We start from the raw sequence: 16,062 nt of genomic DNA, 5'->3' as shown, positions 1-16,062 counted from the left end.
GAACTTTCCGCTGATCTCGGACTCTAGTCCCATAAGACGTTAACCATTCCTGGTAACAATGGGCATGGAGCGTTGGACGGGACCACGATAACGGAAGGTTGCTACATGAACTTCAAATCAATCAGAGGCCTCACCTTGGGAGGGGCCGCAATCTTGGGCGTGGTCGGCGCAGTTGGCGCAGCGCCAGCCACCGCCGCCCCCGTGCTTCGCGTGATCAACCAGGACCTGCAGTCCAATCCCTACCAGTTCTGCTATATGGGAGGGTGCTTCAACTTTACGGCGCAGGGCTTCACCGGTTTCGGTGAGATCCTGGGCGTTCGTACATCGGGCAGCGCCGCCGTTACCGCCACCCCCCCTATCTTCGGTTCAGTGCTTCCGTCGGTTTCCTTCGTTGATCGAGGAACAGTGACCTATGGCCCGCCACCCGAAGCTTTCGGGTACTATGCCAGTTTTGACGACACCGCCTTTGCGCGTTTTTCGAATAACGACAATTTCCTCGGCCTGCGGGTGACTTCCAATGGCCAGGACTATTATGGCTTTGCCTATACCACCAATCAGACGCTGAACGGGATCGGCTTTGAGACGCTACCCGGAACGGTGATCACTGCCACTACCGACTTTAGCGGCGCGGCGGTTCCCGAACCTGCCACCTGGGCCATGCTGATCCTGGGTTTTGGCACCATCGGCGGCGCGATGCGCGCACGTCGCAGGGGTGAAGGTCGTTTCGCTACGGCGTAATCGGCGCGAAAGAGCTCTACCAAAAAATAACGCGCCGCTACCGAAGGTCGGTAGCGGCGCGTTCGTTCACCAGGTCGATTTCGTCGTATCAGGAATCGTTTCGTTCGTCCTGAATCGCGGCGCGTGTCTTGTCGCCTTTCTTGGCGTCTTCCCCGGGATTGTCCGATCCCACCACGGGTTCGCGGTTGTCGGGATCGGTGGCCCGCGCAAGTTCGGCGCGCTTGCCAACCCGGCGATTCACTTCGCCGCCGGATGAACTCTGTTGCGACGGCGTGGGCTCTTCGCTCATGCTGTCGATGAGATCGTTGTCGGGGTGGCGTGATTGGCGTTCAGTCATGGATACTCTCCTTCATATGACCAATGGCCCCGCCCGCCTCTATGTTCCTAGATCAGCCCCAACCTTTGCAGTTTGGTCGCGATTTTGCCGGGAATGACGTCGCCGACCTCTTCCCCCTCTTCCAGGTCGCGCGGTGCGGCGCGGTCCGTCAGATATCGCCAGCCCTGATGCGCGCGTTTGGGCTTGGGCAGGACCTGGATCAGGCGCGGCTCGAGGTCGATGAACCAGCGGCCATTATCCTGCTGCGTGAAGCCGATGATCGGGCTGCGCGCGACCATGTTGTGTTCGTATATCCAATACAGCGAGCCACCCACGCATTCTTCCCAGCGCGTGGGGCGATAGCGCGTATTGACCTGAAGTCTCGGCCGGTTCTCGAACCACTTCTCGATGTCGGCATAATTCTTCGCGCCGAACGCGATTTTGGTCAGGTTGAGCGGCATGGAGCCGAAGTAGGTAGTGGGCATGCGCAGGGCAACCGGACCGTGAGCGTTCGACGCCTTGTTGTAGTGACATTTACGTATCGCCTCATTTTCCACCAATAACCATGGCTGGCGTATGACCTCCCTAGCAAGGAGAGTATTTGTGAGCCGCATCATCATCGCCGAAGACGACGACATCCTGGCGGAAGTCGTGCGTGATATCCTGATCGATGCAGGACATGCCGTGGGCGTCCTGGAACGCGGTGAGGATGCGATGGTCGCGATCCGGCTCAAGCGGCCCGATCTGGTAATCCTGGATTGCAACCTGCCAGGCATTTCCGGCGTTCAGGTGCTCCAGAAGATGCGCATCGAATCGGATCTGTGGGACACGCCGGTCCTGATGCTGACCGCGCGCACGAGCAATTCCGACGAGAAGGTCGCCATGTTCGCGGGCGCTGACGAATATATGCGCAAGCCTTTCGATCCCGACCAGCTGATCGTGACCGTGAACAGACTGATCGCGGGCGCCGAAGAGCGTCGCGCGCGCATGAACGCCCCGCGGGCGATGCGCGCCATCTAGACTTCTTCCTCGCCTTTCTATCTGAGCGGCGGTGAGACGCGATTCTTGGCCCGACGGCAGGGTGGCTCAGGCCGCCCTTTCCATCTCCTCCATGCTTTCCGCCACCAGTTCGATGCGGCGCAGGTTTTCGCTCGCCTTTCGAAGATCGCGCTCGATCCTGCCCGCGCGGCGGCCGAGCGGCGCCTCGCCGAACAACGCAGCCGTTCCGGCGAGCTGGTGAAGGGCTTCGGCAAGTTCGGGCCAGCGCTTCTCGACGTTGTCCAGCGAGATTTCCGCCAGTAGCGCGCGCAGGCCCTGTTTGCGCTGATTGTATTTGACCTGGAGGCGTGGGCTGATCGGACGGGGCTTCGTTAGGCCAGCGGAAGATTGGCAAGTCTGCTCCGCCCCCGTCCACTGAATGATGATCCGGGAAAGCTCGTCACTCGACAGCGGCTTGGCAAGATGAGCCTGCATCCCCGCGGCCAGGCACAGCGCGATGTCCTCTTCGAAGGCATTAGCGGTCAGGGCCACGATCGGAAGATCGGCCGGCGTGAAACCTTCTTCCCGCAATTGCCGGGTCGCCGATAGCCCGTCGGTGATCGGCATCTGGATATCCATCAGAACAAGATCGAAGGGCTGACCATCGGATACGGCCTGGCGGACGGCCGCGATGGCGCTGGCTCCATCGCCCACCACCGTCGAAATATGCCCAATCCTGCGGATCATGGATTCGATCAGCTTCTGATTGATGTCGACGTCTTCGGCCACCAGGATGCGGCGCGCGCCCTTGTCGGTTTCATGGGCAGTGACGGGGCCATGGAATACCGGAGCAACCGCATGATCGGGCTCGCGGGTCGCCGGTAACGGCAGCAGTATGCCGAAATGGGATCCCTTGCCCTCGTCGCTGCTCACTTCGATGCCGCCATCCATGAGTTCGACGAGTTGCGCCGTAATGGCGAGTCCGAGCCCCGTGCCCCCGAAACGCCGTGCGACAGAGGGATCGGCCTGCGTGAACTGTTCGAAGATCGCATCAATGCGGTCTTCGGAAATTCCGATGCCGGTATCGGTGACCGAAATCGCAACCCCCTCCGGCTCCTCGACGCGCGTCACCTCGATGGTGACGCCGCCGTGTTCGGTAAACTTCACCGCGTTGCCGATGATATTGAGCAGGGCCTGCCGGATGCGAAGCGCGTCGCCGAGTACCCAGCGCGGAACGTCGGGCGCGATCGTGAGGTCAAGAGTGAGCGATTTCTTCATGGCCAGCGGTCGGCAAAACCCGGTGACCGACTGCACCAGTGCGGGCAATTCGAACGGCTCGCTGGCCAGTGTCATCAGCCCGGCCTCGATCTTGGACAGATCGAGAATGTCGTTGAGCAATCGCATCATCGTTTGACCGGATTCTGCGATCATGCGGGTATATTCCGCCTGCGTCTCGTCGAGTTCGGTGTTGAGCATCAGCTCGGTAAACCCGATGACGCCGTTCATCGGGGTTCGGATTTCGTGGCTCATATTGGCGAGGAAATCGGATTTGGCGCGCGCCGCATCCTCCGCCTCGCGGCGCGAGCTGCGCAGTTCGGCTTCCAGCGCCTTGGTTTGGGCGACGTTTCTCAGCGACGCGATGATTTCGGTGATGTGCCCGGTTTCGGGATCGCGCAGGGTGGCGCAATTCGCCTCGATCCAGCGGTAGAACGGCTTCATGCCGAATGCCCCGGAGCGGAAGGCAATGAGCGCGCGGGAGCGTTCGCCACTCGCCAGATCGGCAAAGGTCGAACGGACTCTGGCATCGTCTTCAGGATGGAAATCGGCGAGCAGATTTCCGCCTACCAATATCGAGGCATCCACATTGAACAGCTCCTTTGCCGACGGCGATGCATAAGTGCATGTCCCATCGGGCCGAAGCCGAACCACGGTATCGGTCATGTTTTCGGTCAGGATCGTCAACTGCCGGTCGCGCTCGGCCAGCGCCAATTCGGCGTTGCGACTCTCGGTGATGTCCATATTAACGCCAATGAAGCCGATAACGCGCCCGTCCGCGTCAAATTCAGGACGACCGATCGTGTCGACCCACACCTCGGTCCCATCGGGCTTGCGCCAGCGGAACACCTCGCGAAATTCATGCGAACTGGCCACGGTCGCTGCCCAGGCGCTCGCGACGCGGTTCTGATCCTTGGGATGGAGCGCCTTGGCCCAGCCGCCGCCCTGCCACTCAGTACCCGTCATGCCGGTCAGCTTCAGCCACGCATCGTTGACGTAAGTGCAAAGCCCCTGATGATCGGTGCGGTAGATACCCGCGGGGGCCAGACTGGCCAGCGCCTGAAAACGTCGCTCGCTTTCCTCTAGACGTTCTTTGGCCAGCTTCTGCTCGGTGATGTCCACTGCCGCGCCGTAATAGCCCAGCAGCCTGCCGCCGTCGTCGAATTCGGCGGCGTTGTGAGTTTCCATCCAGATGTCGCTGCCGTCCGCGCCGCGGAAGCAGATTTCGCGCTGCCGCACGATGCCGGGCTCGAAACCGGTGAAGGGCGGGTCGGCGACAAAGTCCTCGCGGTTGACGACATGCTCGAACCAGCCGCTCCCGACCATTTCCTCGACTGTACGACCCAACCGCCGGGCCCAGGACTTGCTGATGAAGGTCAGTCGACCTTCGCTGTCAGCCTGAAAGATCCCGATCGGTGCCGATTCTGCCAGCGTGCGGAACCGCTTCTCGCTCGCCGCCAGCGCCTCGCCTTGGCGGACCTGAGCGGTCACGTCGCGGATATTGCCGATGGTCCCCGCGAACGCGCCGTCCTCGAATTGGACCCGGCGCACGTTCACTTGAATATAGCGGCAATCGCCGTCCCGATCGTAGAAACGCTGGTGCAGCGTGCCTTCCGAAACCTCCCCCGAGGCAAGGCGCGGGTAGATCTGGCGCGCTTCGTGTAGGCACTCGGGGTGCAACAGCCTGGTGGTCGACCAACCGAGACTCTCTCTCACGGAGTAACCGGTGATCCGCTCCCACGCAGGGTTGAGCGAGGTCCAGCACCCCCGCGCATCGGTGCGGAAAATCACATCCTGGATGTTGTCGAGAATTTCCTGATTATAGTCGCGATCGTAACGCATCGCCCGCTTGTCGGACGATTGCATGATCAGCATCAGCGAAGCACCGACCGCTACCAGAAGCGCGAAATCCATCGCCACGGGCACGTTTGCGATAAAGCCGGCCAGACCGGGGGGATAGGTGGGGGACCATATCCGGATAAGCGCCAAGACGGCGCCGAACACGCAGAGCACCACGATCAGCAAGGTTCGGCGATGGCTGGTCAACGCAAGCTCCGGCAGAAATGCCCGAGGTGCTATGGCATCTTAAGGTTAATTCGCGTCGAGGAATGGATTGGGAGGATTACCTAGTCTTCGACGGGCGGGGTGGGCTTACCAATCTGAAATTGCGGCGAGAAATTCTGCTCCGACGACTGAATATAGCCCAGCTCCAGCGCCTTCAGGCAGGCGACCGTGCGATCTGAGGTGCCAAGCTTGCGGAATGCGCGTCGCAGGTGCGTGTCGACGGTATGGCGAGAAATTCCGAGGATCGTGGCGATGTCGCCATTGGACTTTCCCCGCGCGGCCCAAGCCATGATCTCGATCTCCCGGGGTGACAGTTCGGGCTTCGAACCATCGGCATCGGCCGAGAGAGCGCAATATCGATTGAAAGAGAGCTGGGCGATGGTGGCGACGGCCTGAAAGGACTGGGCGGAGAAGCAATCGCGACTGGTCGGTTTGCCGAACCCCGTGAAGCCCATCCTGCCGCCGGGACCGTAAACGATCGTTCCCAACCCCTCTCCCATGCCGAGATCGCGACAGAAGGCGACGTAGCGCTTCTGTGCGGGCGTAAGGTTCGGTTTATCGAACACATAGGACCACATGAATACTTGCGGGTGTTTCAGGCAGTAATCGATCAGCGGATCCACCCAGAACAATCGCCGGCGCCACTGCCGCTCCCACACGGCGGGGAAGTTGAGGCAGCTGAGATGGCGACCGAATTCCGGATTTCGGGTCAGCGGGCTGACTGCATAGAGCGCATCGAAACCGTAGATCCGCGCCAGTTTGAGCATGCAGCGCCTAAGTTCGAAGATGTCCTGAGTCTTGAGGATCGAACCGAATTCGATGAACAGAGCGCGGTCCCAGGGCGTGGGCGCACCTATTCCTTTCCGCTTTTTGGTCTTCTTTTCCCCTCCGCCGGACATGCCTTGCCTCCCAGCTGCCGATCTTGGTCGGCGAAACATGTCCTGCCCTCGACTTCCGTAGTCGCAGACTCGGCGCCGGAAATGCATACGAATATTGCCGCAGATACCGTTTGCAAGCAAGCGCGGCACGTCTTCCGGAGTCACGCGATCACGTTACGCGCGGGTTAGTGACTTACCGCGGCCCTCCGACGCTGCGATATGAACCGTGCTTCGATAGGTATTTTCGTTGCGTAATCGCCTTCAGGCATCGCGGGGTCCGCAAACCCCAGGTTGGGATTAAAGGGGACCGGCGGCCCATGTCGCGCGGTCCGGAGAGCTATGGAATGGACACCGATAGGCTGGTCCTGATTGATCCGGACATGTCCAGGCGCGCGGCGTTGACGCGCGTGATCCTGGATATGGGGGTTCATGTCGAACCTTTTGAACATGCGATGGAATTTTCCGAAAGGCCCATCGGTGCGGCGATCGTGTTGTGCGCGGACGAGGGGCGTGCGTTGAGCACGCTGGCGAATGCCCGCGCAATTTCGCTGAACGCCTTCAGCCTGATCGCCTATCGAGAAAAGCCCGATACGCGGGATGTCGTGAACGCCATGCGCATGGGTGCGGACGATTATCTGGAATGGCCGATCATGGCCCAGTCGCTGGAATATCGCCTCAAGTCCCTTGCGAAGGTGCATGAGATCACCGCGCCGCTCAACCATCGCATCATGGACACCAAGGCAAGGATCGCCCTGCTGACCGACCGTGAGCGCGAAGTGATGCAGAAGATCACCCACGGTTTATCGGCCAAGGAAACCGGCCGCGATCTGGGCATCAGTCCGCGCACGGTCGAGATCCATCGCGCGAATGTTGCAGTGAAGATGAAGGCCAAAAACGCGGCCCATCTGGTGCGCATGTTCACCGAATATGATTTCGATCAGCAACTCCGGCAGCACCGCCACGCCTGATCGGCATCGTCAGCCGGTGGCGCCGCTCGCCACCGCCAGGCCCAGAAAGGCGAAGAACCCCATCGAATCGGTGATCATCGTCACGAACACGCTGCTGGCCACCGCCGGGTCCACGTCCAGCCTATCGAAGATCACCGGCACCATCACCCCGGCAAGCCCCGCCACCGCCACGTTGATGACCATCGCGGCCGCGATCACAGCGCCCAGTTGAGAGGTGAAGACCAGCGCGGTCGCGCCCCCCACCAGCAGCGCCACGGTGGTGCCGTTGAGCAGCGCAACGCGCAGTTCGCGCCACAATATGCGCCGGGTGTTCGACCGGGTGAGCTGGTTCATCGCGATCGCGCGCACCGTCACCGCCATGGTCTGCGTGCCCGCATTTCCGCCGATGCTGGCGACGATGGGCATAAGAACGGCCAGCGCCACCAGCTGCTCGATGGCAGCGCCGAAGGCCGCGATCACCAGGCTGGCGATGAGCGCCGTGCCAAGGTTGGCGACCAGCCAGCGCACGCGCGCGGAGTAAGCCTCACGGATGGGTTCGTTGATGTCGCCATCGCCGGCACCGGACAGCAGCAGCACGTCCTCGCCCGCTTCCTCGGCGATGATATGCACCACGTCGTCCACGGTGAGCTGGCCGACCAGGCGGCCGGCCACGTCCACCACTGCCGCGCTGATCAGCGCGTATTTCTGGAACATGTTGCCCACCTCCTCCTGATCGAGGGTGGCGGGGATCAGCGTCTGATCGCGCTTCATCACATCGGTCAGCGCGATGGCGCGCGGCGTGGTGAGGATCCAGGACAGCTGGCAGGTGCCCACGGGATGGTGGCGCTCGTCCACCACGAAAATCTCGAAGAATTCGCTCGGCAGGTCGCCGTGCTCGCGCATGTAATCGATCAGCTCGCCCACGGTCAGATGCTCGGGCACCGCCACGAAATCGCGGCTCATCAGGCGCCCGGCGGTTTCTTCCGGATAGGAGAGCGCGCTTTCGATCGCGATGCGGTCTTCCGCCCCCAGCTCGGCCAGCACGGCGCGCTGGTCCGCTTCGTCCAGATCCTCGATCAGCTGGACCGCGTCGTCGGTCTCCAACTCGCCAGCGATCTCGGCCACCGCGGAGGCGGGCAGGGCGCCCATCAACTCTTCGCGGACGTGGTCGTTCAGCTCGGCGATGACCTCGCCCGACATGAGATCGGTGATCGCGGCAGCCAGCTGGCGGCGCTCGTCGCGGTCGAGCAGTTCGAGCAGGTCGGCGACATCGGCGGGGTGGAGCGGCTCGACCAGTTCGTAGGCTGCATCGACATGGCCCAGTTCCAGCGCCTCGGCCACGCGATCGACGAATTCGGGCTTGAGGATGTTGTCCTCGTCATGCCGCTCGTCGTCGATACGATCGTCGGGCCGCGCTTCCTCGGCGGTCACTTCGTCGTCTTCTAGGAGGTCCGTCTCGGCCATGTGCGCGGTCTAGGCAGGGAGGGGCGAAAAGCAAGCGGCCTGAACCGGCGAACGCGGGCGCGGGGGTGACATGACGGGCGGGGCCTCTATATCGTGCGCCATATTACAGGAGATACGAAACATGGCCGACGAAACCCTCACCTTCACGCTCGACACCGGCGACGGCGAAGCCAAGGACGTGGTGATCAAGCTGCGCCCCGACCTTGCGCCCAATCACGTGGAGCGCATCACGGAACTGGCGAAGGAAGGGTTCTACGACGGCGTGAAGTTCCACCGCGTGATCCCCGGCTTCATGGCGCAGGGCGGCGATCCGACCGGCACCGGCATGAGCGGCAGCGACAAGCCCGATCTGAAACAGGAATTCAGCGCCGAACCGCATGTGCGCGGCACCTGCTCCATGGCGCGGACCAACAATCCCGACAGCGCCAACAGCCAGTTCTTCATTTGCTTCGACGACGCGCGCTTCCTCGACAAGCAGTACACGGTCTGGGGACAGGTCGAGAGCGGAATGGAACACGTCGACGCGCTCCCCAAGGGTGAGCCGCCGCGCGAGCCGGGCAAGATCACGAAGGCGACTGTTGGCTGACACACGCAGTGCCCAGCGAGGTCCGCCCCGACCCCCCCAGAATTGCTCGCACCTTCGAGACGCTGGGTATTATTGTTATAGGCGCGCAACTCGCTACGGGCGCATTTGATCTGCTGACGGCAATAGTCTGGATTCCAATTTCGTTCTGGTTATTGCTTTCGGTGTCCAGACGGGGCCGAGGTTGGGCCCGAGTGGTCGAGACGTTTCTGTATGCGTCCGGTTCTTTGCTTATTATCTACGCGATTTCGGCTGGCTACGTCGCCGTTAACGACTTCGGGCTCTTCTCTTTAATAAGCGGACTAGTCCTCAACGTTGCTAGCCTTGCAAAACTGGCTGTACTGTGGTCTCCGCAGATGACGGCTTGGATCCATGCGAACGACGAAGTGCGAGGATCCAGACCTCGCCCATCCAGCAGCATTTGAACAGCTAACCACTTCATAGATGAAACCGACCACCACCCCCCGGACCTACAGGGTCAAGAGCTTCGGCTGCCAGATGAACGTCTATGATGGCGAGCGTATGGGCGAGCTGCTGGCGACGCGCGGCATCGTGCCCGCGCCCGAGGGGGAGGAGGCGGATCTGGTCGTCCTCAATACCTGCCACATTCGCGAGAAAGCGGCGGAGAAGGTCTATTCGGATATCGGCCGCCTGACCAAGGCTGGCCGGGCAGCTGGGAAAGAGCCGATGATCGCGGTGGCGGGCTGCGTGGCGCAGGCCGAGGGCGAGGAGATCATGGCCCGCGCCCCCGCGGTCAGCATGGTCGTGGGTCCGCAGGCTTATCACCGCCTGCCCGAAATGCTCGACCGGGCGGTGCAGGGCGAACGTGCCACCGACACCGACATGCCCGCGAACGCGAAGTTCGCCGCGCTTCCCCAGCGCCGCTCGAGCGTGCCCGCCGCGTTCCTGACGGTGCAGGAAGGCTGCGACAAGTTCTGCACCTATTGCGTGGTGCCCTATACGCGCGGCGCGGAAATCAGCCGTCCTTATGCCGCGCTGGTGGACGAGGCGAAGAAGCTGGTCGATGCCGGCGCACGCGAGATCACGCTGCTGGGCCAGAACGTCAGCGCCTGGAGCGGCGAGGATGCGAAGGGCAGGGCGGTGGGCCTTGCCGGGCTGATCCGCGATCTCGCCGAGGTCGATGGCCTCTCTCGCATCCGTTATACCACCAGCCACCCCGCCGACATGGACGAGGCACTGATCGCCGCGCATGGAGAGATCGAGAAGCTGACGCCCTTCCTCCATCTGCCGGTGCAGGCGGGCAGCGACCGCGTGCTGAAGGCGATGAACCGCAGCCACACGGCGGACAGTTACCTGAAGCTCCTCGATCGCTTTCGTACCGCGCGGCCCGACATCGCGCTCAGCGGCGATTTCATCGTCGGCTTCCCCGGCGAAACCGATGCGGAGTTCGAGGAGACGCTGAAGCTGGTGGACGCGGTCGGCTATGCGCAGGCGTTCAGCTTCAAATACTCCCCGCGCCCCGGCACGCCCGCTGCCACGATGGACGGCCAGATCGCGCCCGAGGTGATGGATGAGCGCCTCCAGCGCCTGCAGGCCGCGCTCAACCGAGACCAGCATGCCTTCAACAAGGCGAGCGAGGGAAGAACCTGCACGGTTCTGGTAGAGCGCAAGGGCAAGCATCCCGGCCAATGGCTGGGCAAATCGCCCTGGCTGCAATCGGTCTGGTTCGAAGGGGATGTCGCCATCGGCGATCTTGTCGAGGTTCGGCTGGGCGAGGCCGGGCCGAATTCGCTTGCCGGCAAATTGCTGGAACCTGTGCCCGCCTAATCCATCACGGTCAGCAGATCGTCGCCGATCACGGACTCCCCGCGTTCTTCGATCGGAGTGGCCGGTGCCACCGTGGGGTTGCCTGCGTAGGCCCCTTTGACGAATGGCACCCTCATCGTCGCCTGGGCACGGCCGCCGCCATACACGGTCACCCACAGGTCGCGCATCCCATCGGTGGTGGTACTCAGCACGCCCACCGGTAGCTGGGTGACCGAAACCTCGCCGATCTTGGTGAAGCGTGTCCCGTCATCCTTCAGGACCAGCAGATTGCAGCCGCCCGTTCCGCAGCGCATCGGCCCCGCGATGTAGGCGAGCACCTCGTCCACGCCGTCGCTGTCGAGATCGGTGCGACCCGTCAGCAGCATCAGCTTGCCCATGCCGGGATTTTCCGCCTCCACGAAGTCGGCGACCCGCCGCTCGGTTTCCTGCCGCATCAGGGACGAGGGTGACAGGGGAGTGGTGGTTTCCGATGGGGCGGAGCAGGCCAGCAAAGGTGCGAACGCAACAGCCACGAGTCCACCGCGCATATCAATCCCCCCAGATCGCTTGCGAATTCCTGTCCACAATCACGGCCGGCCCGGCCGCAATCGCTCCCCCGGAAACATCTGGGGGCGGACCGATTCGCTTTGCGAAAGTGTCGCACGAAGCGGGAACTCCCGCAACGGGATGAACGGTCCCGAACCGGGACGTCACGGTTTTGTCACGCAAAGGACGCGGAGCTGACGCGGAACCGACCGAATGCAGCAACATCGCATGGTTAACAGCCCGTTACCGACTCTTGGGTCACTGGAAGGGAAATCGAAAATTATGAAACTGGTCCTCACCGGGCTCGCGGCTTCCGCCGCAGCTCTCGCCTGCTCGCTCCCCGCGAACGCCGCCGAAACACTCGAAGTCGTCGCGACGCCGGAAACCAACCGCTCCGTCACCATCAGCGCGGCCGATCCGATCGGTCAGAGCTTCACCGCCTTCACCGACACCATCACCTCCGTCGGTTTCCAGTTCGCCTCGCTCAACCCCAGCCGCCCGAACAGCCCCATCACGCTGAACATCTTCTCGGGCGAGACTCTGACCGGCACCTCGCTGTTCAGCACCGCCTTCACCCTGCCGGCGTCGATCAACTCGCGCACCCCGACGTGGTTCGACATCGCGATCCCCGATCTCGCAGTGACCAATGGTGCGATGTATTCGCTCGTCCTCACCACCGATTCGAGCGCGCGCAACGCGCTGGTGGTCGGTCCGGGCTACAGCTACGCCAACGGCGGCGGGCTCACGGGTGGTGACGCCTACGTCGGCGGCAAGCTCATGACCAACTGGGCGAGCATCTATTCCAACTGCAAGGGCGCGGCGAACAATTGCGACGCCAATTTCCGCGTGACCGGCGATATTACCGCCGCCGCCGTGCCCGAACCTGCCGCCTGGGCTCTCTTCATCCTCGGCTTCGGTGCCGTCGGCGGGGCCATGCGCACCAGCCGCAAGCGGACCGCAGTCACTTTCGCCTGATCCGGCAACCACATCATCGAAGGGGAATTCACCATGCGTATCGTATCACTCACGCTCGCCGCGGCCCTCGCTCTCAGCCCGGCAACCGTCCTGGCCGCCGGCAAGTCCGCCGCGCCCAGCTACACCATGCCCGACACGTCCTATTCGCAGGACTTCAATGGTCTGGCCTCGACCGGCTCGTCCAACACGGCGCTGCCCGCCGGTTTCCAGATCGTCGAATTCGGCACCGCATCGCGCGCGGACGGCGAATACGAAGCAGGCACCGGCTCCAGCAACGCCGGAAACACCTACAGCTTCGGCAATTCGGCCGATCGCGCCCTGGGCAGCCTCACCAGCGGCAGCAACTCGCCCGTCTATTTCGGTGGCATATTCACCAATGGCCTGGGCGCTGCTATCGACAGCCTGTCCTTCGCTTACACCGGTGAGCAGTGGCGTTCGGGTTCGGCAAGCGCAGACCGGCTGAACTTCCAGTTCTCGCTCGATGCGAGCGAGCTCGACAACGGCACCTGGACCGATTTCAACCTGCTCGATTTCGTCGCCACCAACAATTCCGGCGCCGGTGCCATCAACGGCAACGTCTTCTCCAGCGCGGTTACCGGCACCATCGGCGGACTTTCCATCGCCAACGGTGCAAGCTTCGGTTTCCGCTGGGTGGATCAGGACGTATCGGGCAGCGATCACGGCATGGCGGTCGACAATCTCTCGATCACGGCCTCGCTGGCTCCCGTCGGCGGCGCGGTTCCCGAACCGTCCACCTGGGCGATGATGATCCTGGGCTTCGGCATGGCGGGTGCGGGGCTGCGTACCCGGCGTAAGCTCGCCTTCGCCTGATCGGCGCAGGTCGCGATTTTCGAAAGGGCTCCGCTGCGGCGGGGCCCTTTTTGCGTGTGGTTTGTTTGACAAAGCGGTGACTTTCCACGCCAATGCGCATCGTCCTATCTTGTCTCCCGGCAGCTTGCGCGTATCTTCACCTCCTGACACGCGAAAGGAGCGCCCGCACGTCTTCATGGCTCGCAAACCCGCCGGAACCACCCGCACCAATCCGATCACCACGCATGCCGCGCCTCGCGTGCCGCAGCGCGCCACGATCGACATAGCCTTCGAGAACCAGAGTCTGCTGGGCGCCTTGTTCGGCCAGTTCGACTCCAATCTGGTGCAGGTCGAAAACCGGCTCGGGGTGTTCATCTCCGCGCGCGGTGACCGCCTGCATATCGAAGGGCCCGAAGACAGCGTGGCCCGTGCGCGCGACGTGCTGAACGCCATGTACGACAAGCTGGCGCTGGGTCAGGATCTGGACGGCGGGCTGATCGAATCGATCATCGCCATGTCCAACGAACCCACGCTGGACGGGATCATATCGGGCAAGGTGGACACGCCCCCGATCATGATCCGCACCCGCCGCAAGACCATCGTACCGCGCAGCGCGGTGCAGGTGGACTACATGCGCTCCCTCGCGCGTGACGACATCATCTTCGCGCTGGGTCCGGCGGGGACGGGCAAGACCTATCTGGCGGTGGCGCAGGCGGTCAGCCAGTTGATGAGCGGCAGCGTGCAGCGCCTGATCTTGTCGCGCCCGGCGGTGGAGGCGGGTGAGAAGCTGGGTTTCCTGCCCGGCGACATGAAGGAGAAGGTCGATCCCTATCTCCGCCCGCTCTACGATGCGCTCTACGACTGCATGCCGCCCGAGCAGGTGGAGCGGCGGCTGGCATCGGGCGAGATCGAGATCGCGCCCATCGCCTTCATGCGCGGACGCACGCTGGCCGATGCCTTCGTGATCCTGGACGAGGCGCAGAACACCACGCGCGAACAGATGAAGATGTTTCTCACCCGTTTCGGCCAGAACAGCCGAATGGTGGTTTGCGGCGATCCACGCCAGGTCGACATTCCCGGCGGCGACCGGATGAGCGGTCTGGCCGACGCGGTCGACAAGCTGGAAGGCGTGGAAGGCTTCGGCACGATCCGATTTACGGCCGCGGATGTGGTTCGCCACCCGATCGTGGGCCGCATCGTCGAGGCCTATGAAGGGCCGATAACCTAAATGGTTATCAACTGCTTTCCTATTCGGTTCTCTCTGGATAGATAAACGCCATGCGAGACGCGGTTTTTCATCCAGGACCGGCGATGCCCGATTTGGCGATTGCGCCGCCTCGGCCCTCCTGCCCGAATGCAGGCCGGCACGGCCCGCGTACAAGTGCGAATTTCGTGTCGAAGTTGCGCGTTTCTGGTCGCATCGTCCGGGCTATGGGAAGGGTGCTAAATTTAGCCTCTGGACCGTGGTCCAAGTGGTCCATGTCTCGCGGTTTACGGATGGCGGCGTGATGGATCTGGATATCGAAATCGACGGCTGGCCGTCTGCCTCCAGAGGCGGTGCGGACTGGGCGGATCTGGCGCAGGCGGCGCTCGCGGCGGCCGAAACGGTGGAGCCGGCGCTTGCCAACCAGCGGCTGTCCGCCAGTGTCCTGTTCACGCTGGACGAGGACGTGCGGGAGCTGAACCGCGAATGGCGCACCAAGGACAAGCCCACCAATGTGCTGTCTTTCCCGATGATGGCCCGCAAGGACCTGCTGGCGCTGGAGGCAGACGGTGGACCGGAAATGCTGGGCGACATCGCGCTGGCGCTGGAAACCTGCATGCGCGAGGCATCCGAAATAGGCATCGCGCTGGAAACACACACCGCCCATCTCGTCATCCACGGACTGCTGCATCTGGCGGGTCACGACCATGTAGAAAGCGACGATCAGGCCACCGCCATGGAGGCACTGGAGATCAAGGCGCTTGCAACAATGGGTATCGCGGACCCATATGGGGACCGCGACATGACGCAAGACAGTCCAGGGACCGAATAAGGGGCCATGCCCGAACATCCACACTCCGCCGGAGACGCGGACAGTAGCAGCGGGCTGTGGCCCGCGATCCGCAAGTTTTTTGAACTGGACGGCGGCGAGCGTTCGCTCCGCGCGCAGCTGGAAGAAGCGCTGGAGGAGGGGGACGATGATTCGCCCTCCGAAGCCGGCGATTCGGGCGAGCGGGACGATATCTCCACCACCGAACGGCAGATGATGCGCAATGTACTGCATTTCAGCCAGATGGACGCCGACGACGTCGCCATTCCGCGTGGCGAGATCATCGCCCTGTCGGCGGACGACAGCTGGGACGAGATCGTGGCCGCCTTTGCCGAGCATGGCCATTCGCGCATGCCCGTCTACCGCGGCCAGCTCGACGATGTGATCGGCATGATGCATATCAAGGACATCTTCCCCTATCTCGCCGAGCGCCGCCCCGCGCCGGAAGACTGGACCACCATGCTGCGCCAGCCTCTCTACGTCCCGCAGAGCCGCAAGGCGCTGGACGTGCTGGCCGACATGCGCGCCGGCCACGTCCACCTCGCCATCGTGCTCGACGAATTTTCCGGCACCGACGGCATCATCACTATCGAGGATCTGGTCGAAGAGATCGTCGGCGACATCGAGGACGAGCACGACGACACGCCCGAAGATCTGATCGTGGCGCTGGGCGAGGGCGTGTGGGACT

16 protein-coding genes are annotated in these 16,062 nt (G+C 62.8%); 10 read left to right on the top strand and 6 right to left on the bottom strand.

The window, feature by feature from the left end; all coding sequences use genetic code 11:
- Nucleotides 1-105 precede the first annotated feature (105 nt).
- Entirely contained in the window at nucleotides 106-738 is a 633-nt protein-coding gene (locus ACFDTG_RS10225) for a PEPxxWA-CTERM sorting domain-containing protein (RefSeq protein ID WP_375290935.1), read from the top strand.
- An 88-nt stretch (nucleotides 739-826) separates the two neighbouring features.
- Here ACFDTG_RS10225 and ACFDTG_RS10220 read toward each other — a convergent pair whose 3' ends face one another.
- Entirely contained in the window at nucleotides 827-1,075 is a 249-nt protein-coding gene (locus ACFDTG_RS10220; protein WP_375290934.1) for a hypothetical protein, read from the bottom strand.
- A 47-nt stretch (nucleotides 1,076-1,122) separates the two neighbouring features.
- Nucleotides 1,123-1,515: a DUF1489 family protein gene (locus ACFDTG_RS10215; RefSeq protein WP_375290950.1), complete on the bottom strand. Its 393-nt coding sequence runs from the start codon at nucleotides 1,513-1,515 to the stop codon at nucleotides 1,123-1,125.
- A gap of 142 nt (nucleotides 1,516-1,657) precedes the next feature.
- Between ACFDTG_RS10215 and ACFDTG_RS10210 the strand changes: the two genes are divergently transcribed.
- Nucleotides 1,658-2,074, top strand: coding sequence for a response regulator transcription factor (locus ACFDTG_RS10210; protein WP_375290933.1), 417 nt, complete (start codon nucleotides 1,658-1,660; stop codon nucleotides 2,072-2,074).
- A 66-nt stretch (nucleotides 2,075-2,140) separates the two neighbouring features.
- On the opposite strand, the gene ACFDTG_RS10205 is transcribed toward ACFDTG_RS10210, so the two are convergent.
- Both ACFDTG_RS10205 and ACFDTG_RS10200 read right to left on the bottom strand, forming a co-directional pair.
- Nucleotides 2,141-5,353, bottom strand: a complete 3,213-nt coding sequence (locus ACFDTG_RS10205) for a PAS domain S-box protein (RefSeq protein ID WP_375290932.1) — start codon at nucleotides 5,351-5,353, stop codon at nucleotides 2,141-2,143.
- A gap of 80 nt (nucleotides 5,354-5,433) precedes the next feature.
- A complete protein-coding gene (locus tag ACFDTG_RS10200; protein ID WP_375290931.1) occupies nucleotides 5,434-6,270 on the bottom strand; it encodes a helix-turn-helix transcriptional regulator in 837 nt (278 codons plus the stop codon).
- A 296-nt stretch (nucleotides 6,271-6,566) separates the two neighbouring features.
- Here ACFDTG_RS10200 and ACFDTG_RS10195 point away from each other — a divergent pair, with 296 nt between their 5' ends.
- Nucleotides 6,567-7,217: a response regulator transcription factor gene (locus tag ACFDTG_RS10195; RefSeq protein WP_375290930.1), complete on the top strand. Its 651-nt coding sequence runs from the start codon at nucleotides 6,567-6,569 to the stop codon at nucleotides 7,215-7,217.
- 9 nt (nucleotides 7,218-7,226) lie between these two features.
- On the opposite strand, the gene mgtE is transcribed toward ACFDTG_RS10195, so the two are convergent.
- Nucleotides 7,227-8,660, bottom strand: coding sequence for a magnesium transporter (gene mgtE / locus ACFDTG_RS10190; RefSeq protein WP_375290929.1), 1,434 nt, complete (start codon nucleotides 8,658-8,660; stop codon nucleotides 7,227-7,229).
- A gap of 121 nt (nucleotides 8,661-8,781) precedes the next feature.
- On the opposite strand from mgtE, the gene ACFDTG_RS10185 reads away from it, so the two are divergent.
- Both ACFDTG_RS10185 and miaB read left to right on the top strand, forming a co-directional pair.
- The gene (locus tag ACFDTG_RS10185) at nucleotides 8,782-9,246 is read left to right on the top strand and encodes a peptidylprolyl isomerase (protein ID WP_375290928.1); all 465 of its coding nucleotides are present in this window, start codon (nucleotides 8,782-8,784) and stop codon (nucleotides 9,244-9,246) included.
- A 441-nt stretch (nucleotides 9,247-9,687) separates the two neighbouring features.
- A complete protein-coding gene (gene miaB, locus ACFDTG_RS10180; protein WP_375290927.1) occupies nucleotides 9,688-11,031 on the top strand; it encodes a tRNA (N6-isopentenyl adenosine(37)-C2)-methylthiotransferase MiaB in 1,344 nt (447 codons plus the stop codon).
- Here miaB and ACFDTG_RS10175 read toward each other — a convergent pair.
- A complete protein-coding gene (locus ACFDTG_RS10175; RefSeq protein ID WP_375290926.1) occupies nucleotides 11,028-11,543 on the bottom strand; it encodes a hypothetical protein in 516 nt (171 codons plus the stop codon). The genes miaB and ACFDTG_RS10175 overlap by 4 nt on opposite strands.
- A 295-nt stretch (nucleotides 11,544-11,838) precedes the next feature.
- Here ACFDTG_RS10175 and ACFDTG_RS10170 point away from each other — a divergent pair, with 295 nt between their 5' ends.
- From ACFDTG_RS10170 to ACFDTG_RS10150, 5 genes are all read left to right on the top strand, one after another.
- The gene (locus tag ACFDTG_RS10170; protein WP_375290925.1) at nucleotides 11,839-12,531 is read left to right on the top strand and encodes a PEPxxWA-CTERM sorting domain-containing protein; all 693 of its coding nucleotides are present in this window, start codon (nucleotides 11,839-11,841) and stop codon (nucleotides 12,529-12,531) included.
- Between the two features lie 33 nt (nucleotides 12,532-12,564).
- Nucleotides 12,565-13,362 carry a PEPxxWA-CTERM sorting domain-containing protein gene (locus ACFDTG_RS10165; protein ID WP_375290924.1) on the top strand — a complete coding sequence of 266 codons (798 nt, stop codon included), beginning with the start codon at nucleotides 12,565-12,567 and terminating at the stop codon, nucleotides 13,360-13,362.
- 175 nt (nucleotides 13,363-13,537) lie between these two features.
- The gene (locus tag ACFDTG_RS10160; protein WP_375290923.1) at nucleotides 13,538-14,569 is read left to right on the top strand and encodes a PhoH family protein; all 1,032 of its coding nucleotides are present in this window, start codon (nucleotides 13,538-13,540) and stop codon (nucleotides 14,567-14,569) included.
- Between the two features lie 280 nt (nucleotides 14,570-14,849).
- Nucleotides 14,850-15,377, top strand: coding sequence for an rRNA maturation RNase YbeY (gene ybeY, locus ACFDTG_RS10155; RefSeq protein ID WP_375290949.1), 528 nt, complete (start codon nucleotides 14,850-14,852; stop codon nucleotides 15,375-15,377).
- A gap of 6 nt (nucleotides 15,378-15,383) precedes the next feature.
- The coding region (locus ACFDTG_RS10150; protein WP_375290922.1) for a CBS domain-containing protein at nucleotides 15,384-16,062 on the top strand (679 nt) is incomplete at its 3' end.

Source organism: Qipengyuania sp. (assembly GCF_042095715.1).
Taxonomy (GTDB): Bacteria; Pseudomonadota; Alphaproteobacteria; order Sphingomonadales; family Sphingomonadaceae; genus Qipengyuania.
Note: the sequence above shows the minus strand (reverse complement) of the source record. Positions and strands in the feature narration are given on the sequence as shown.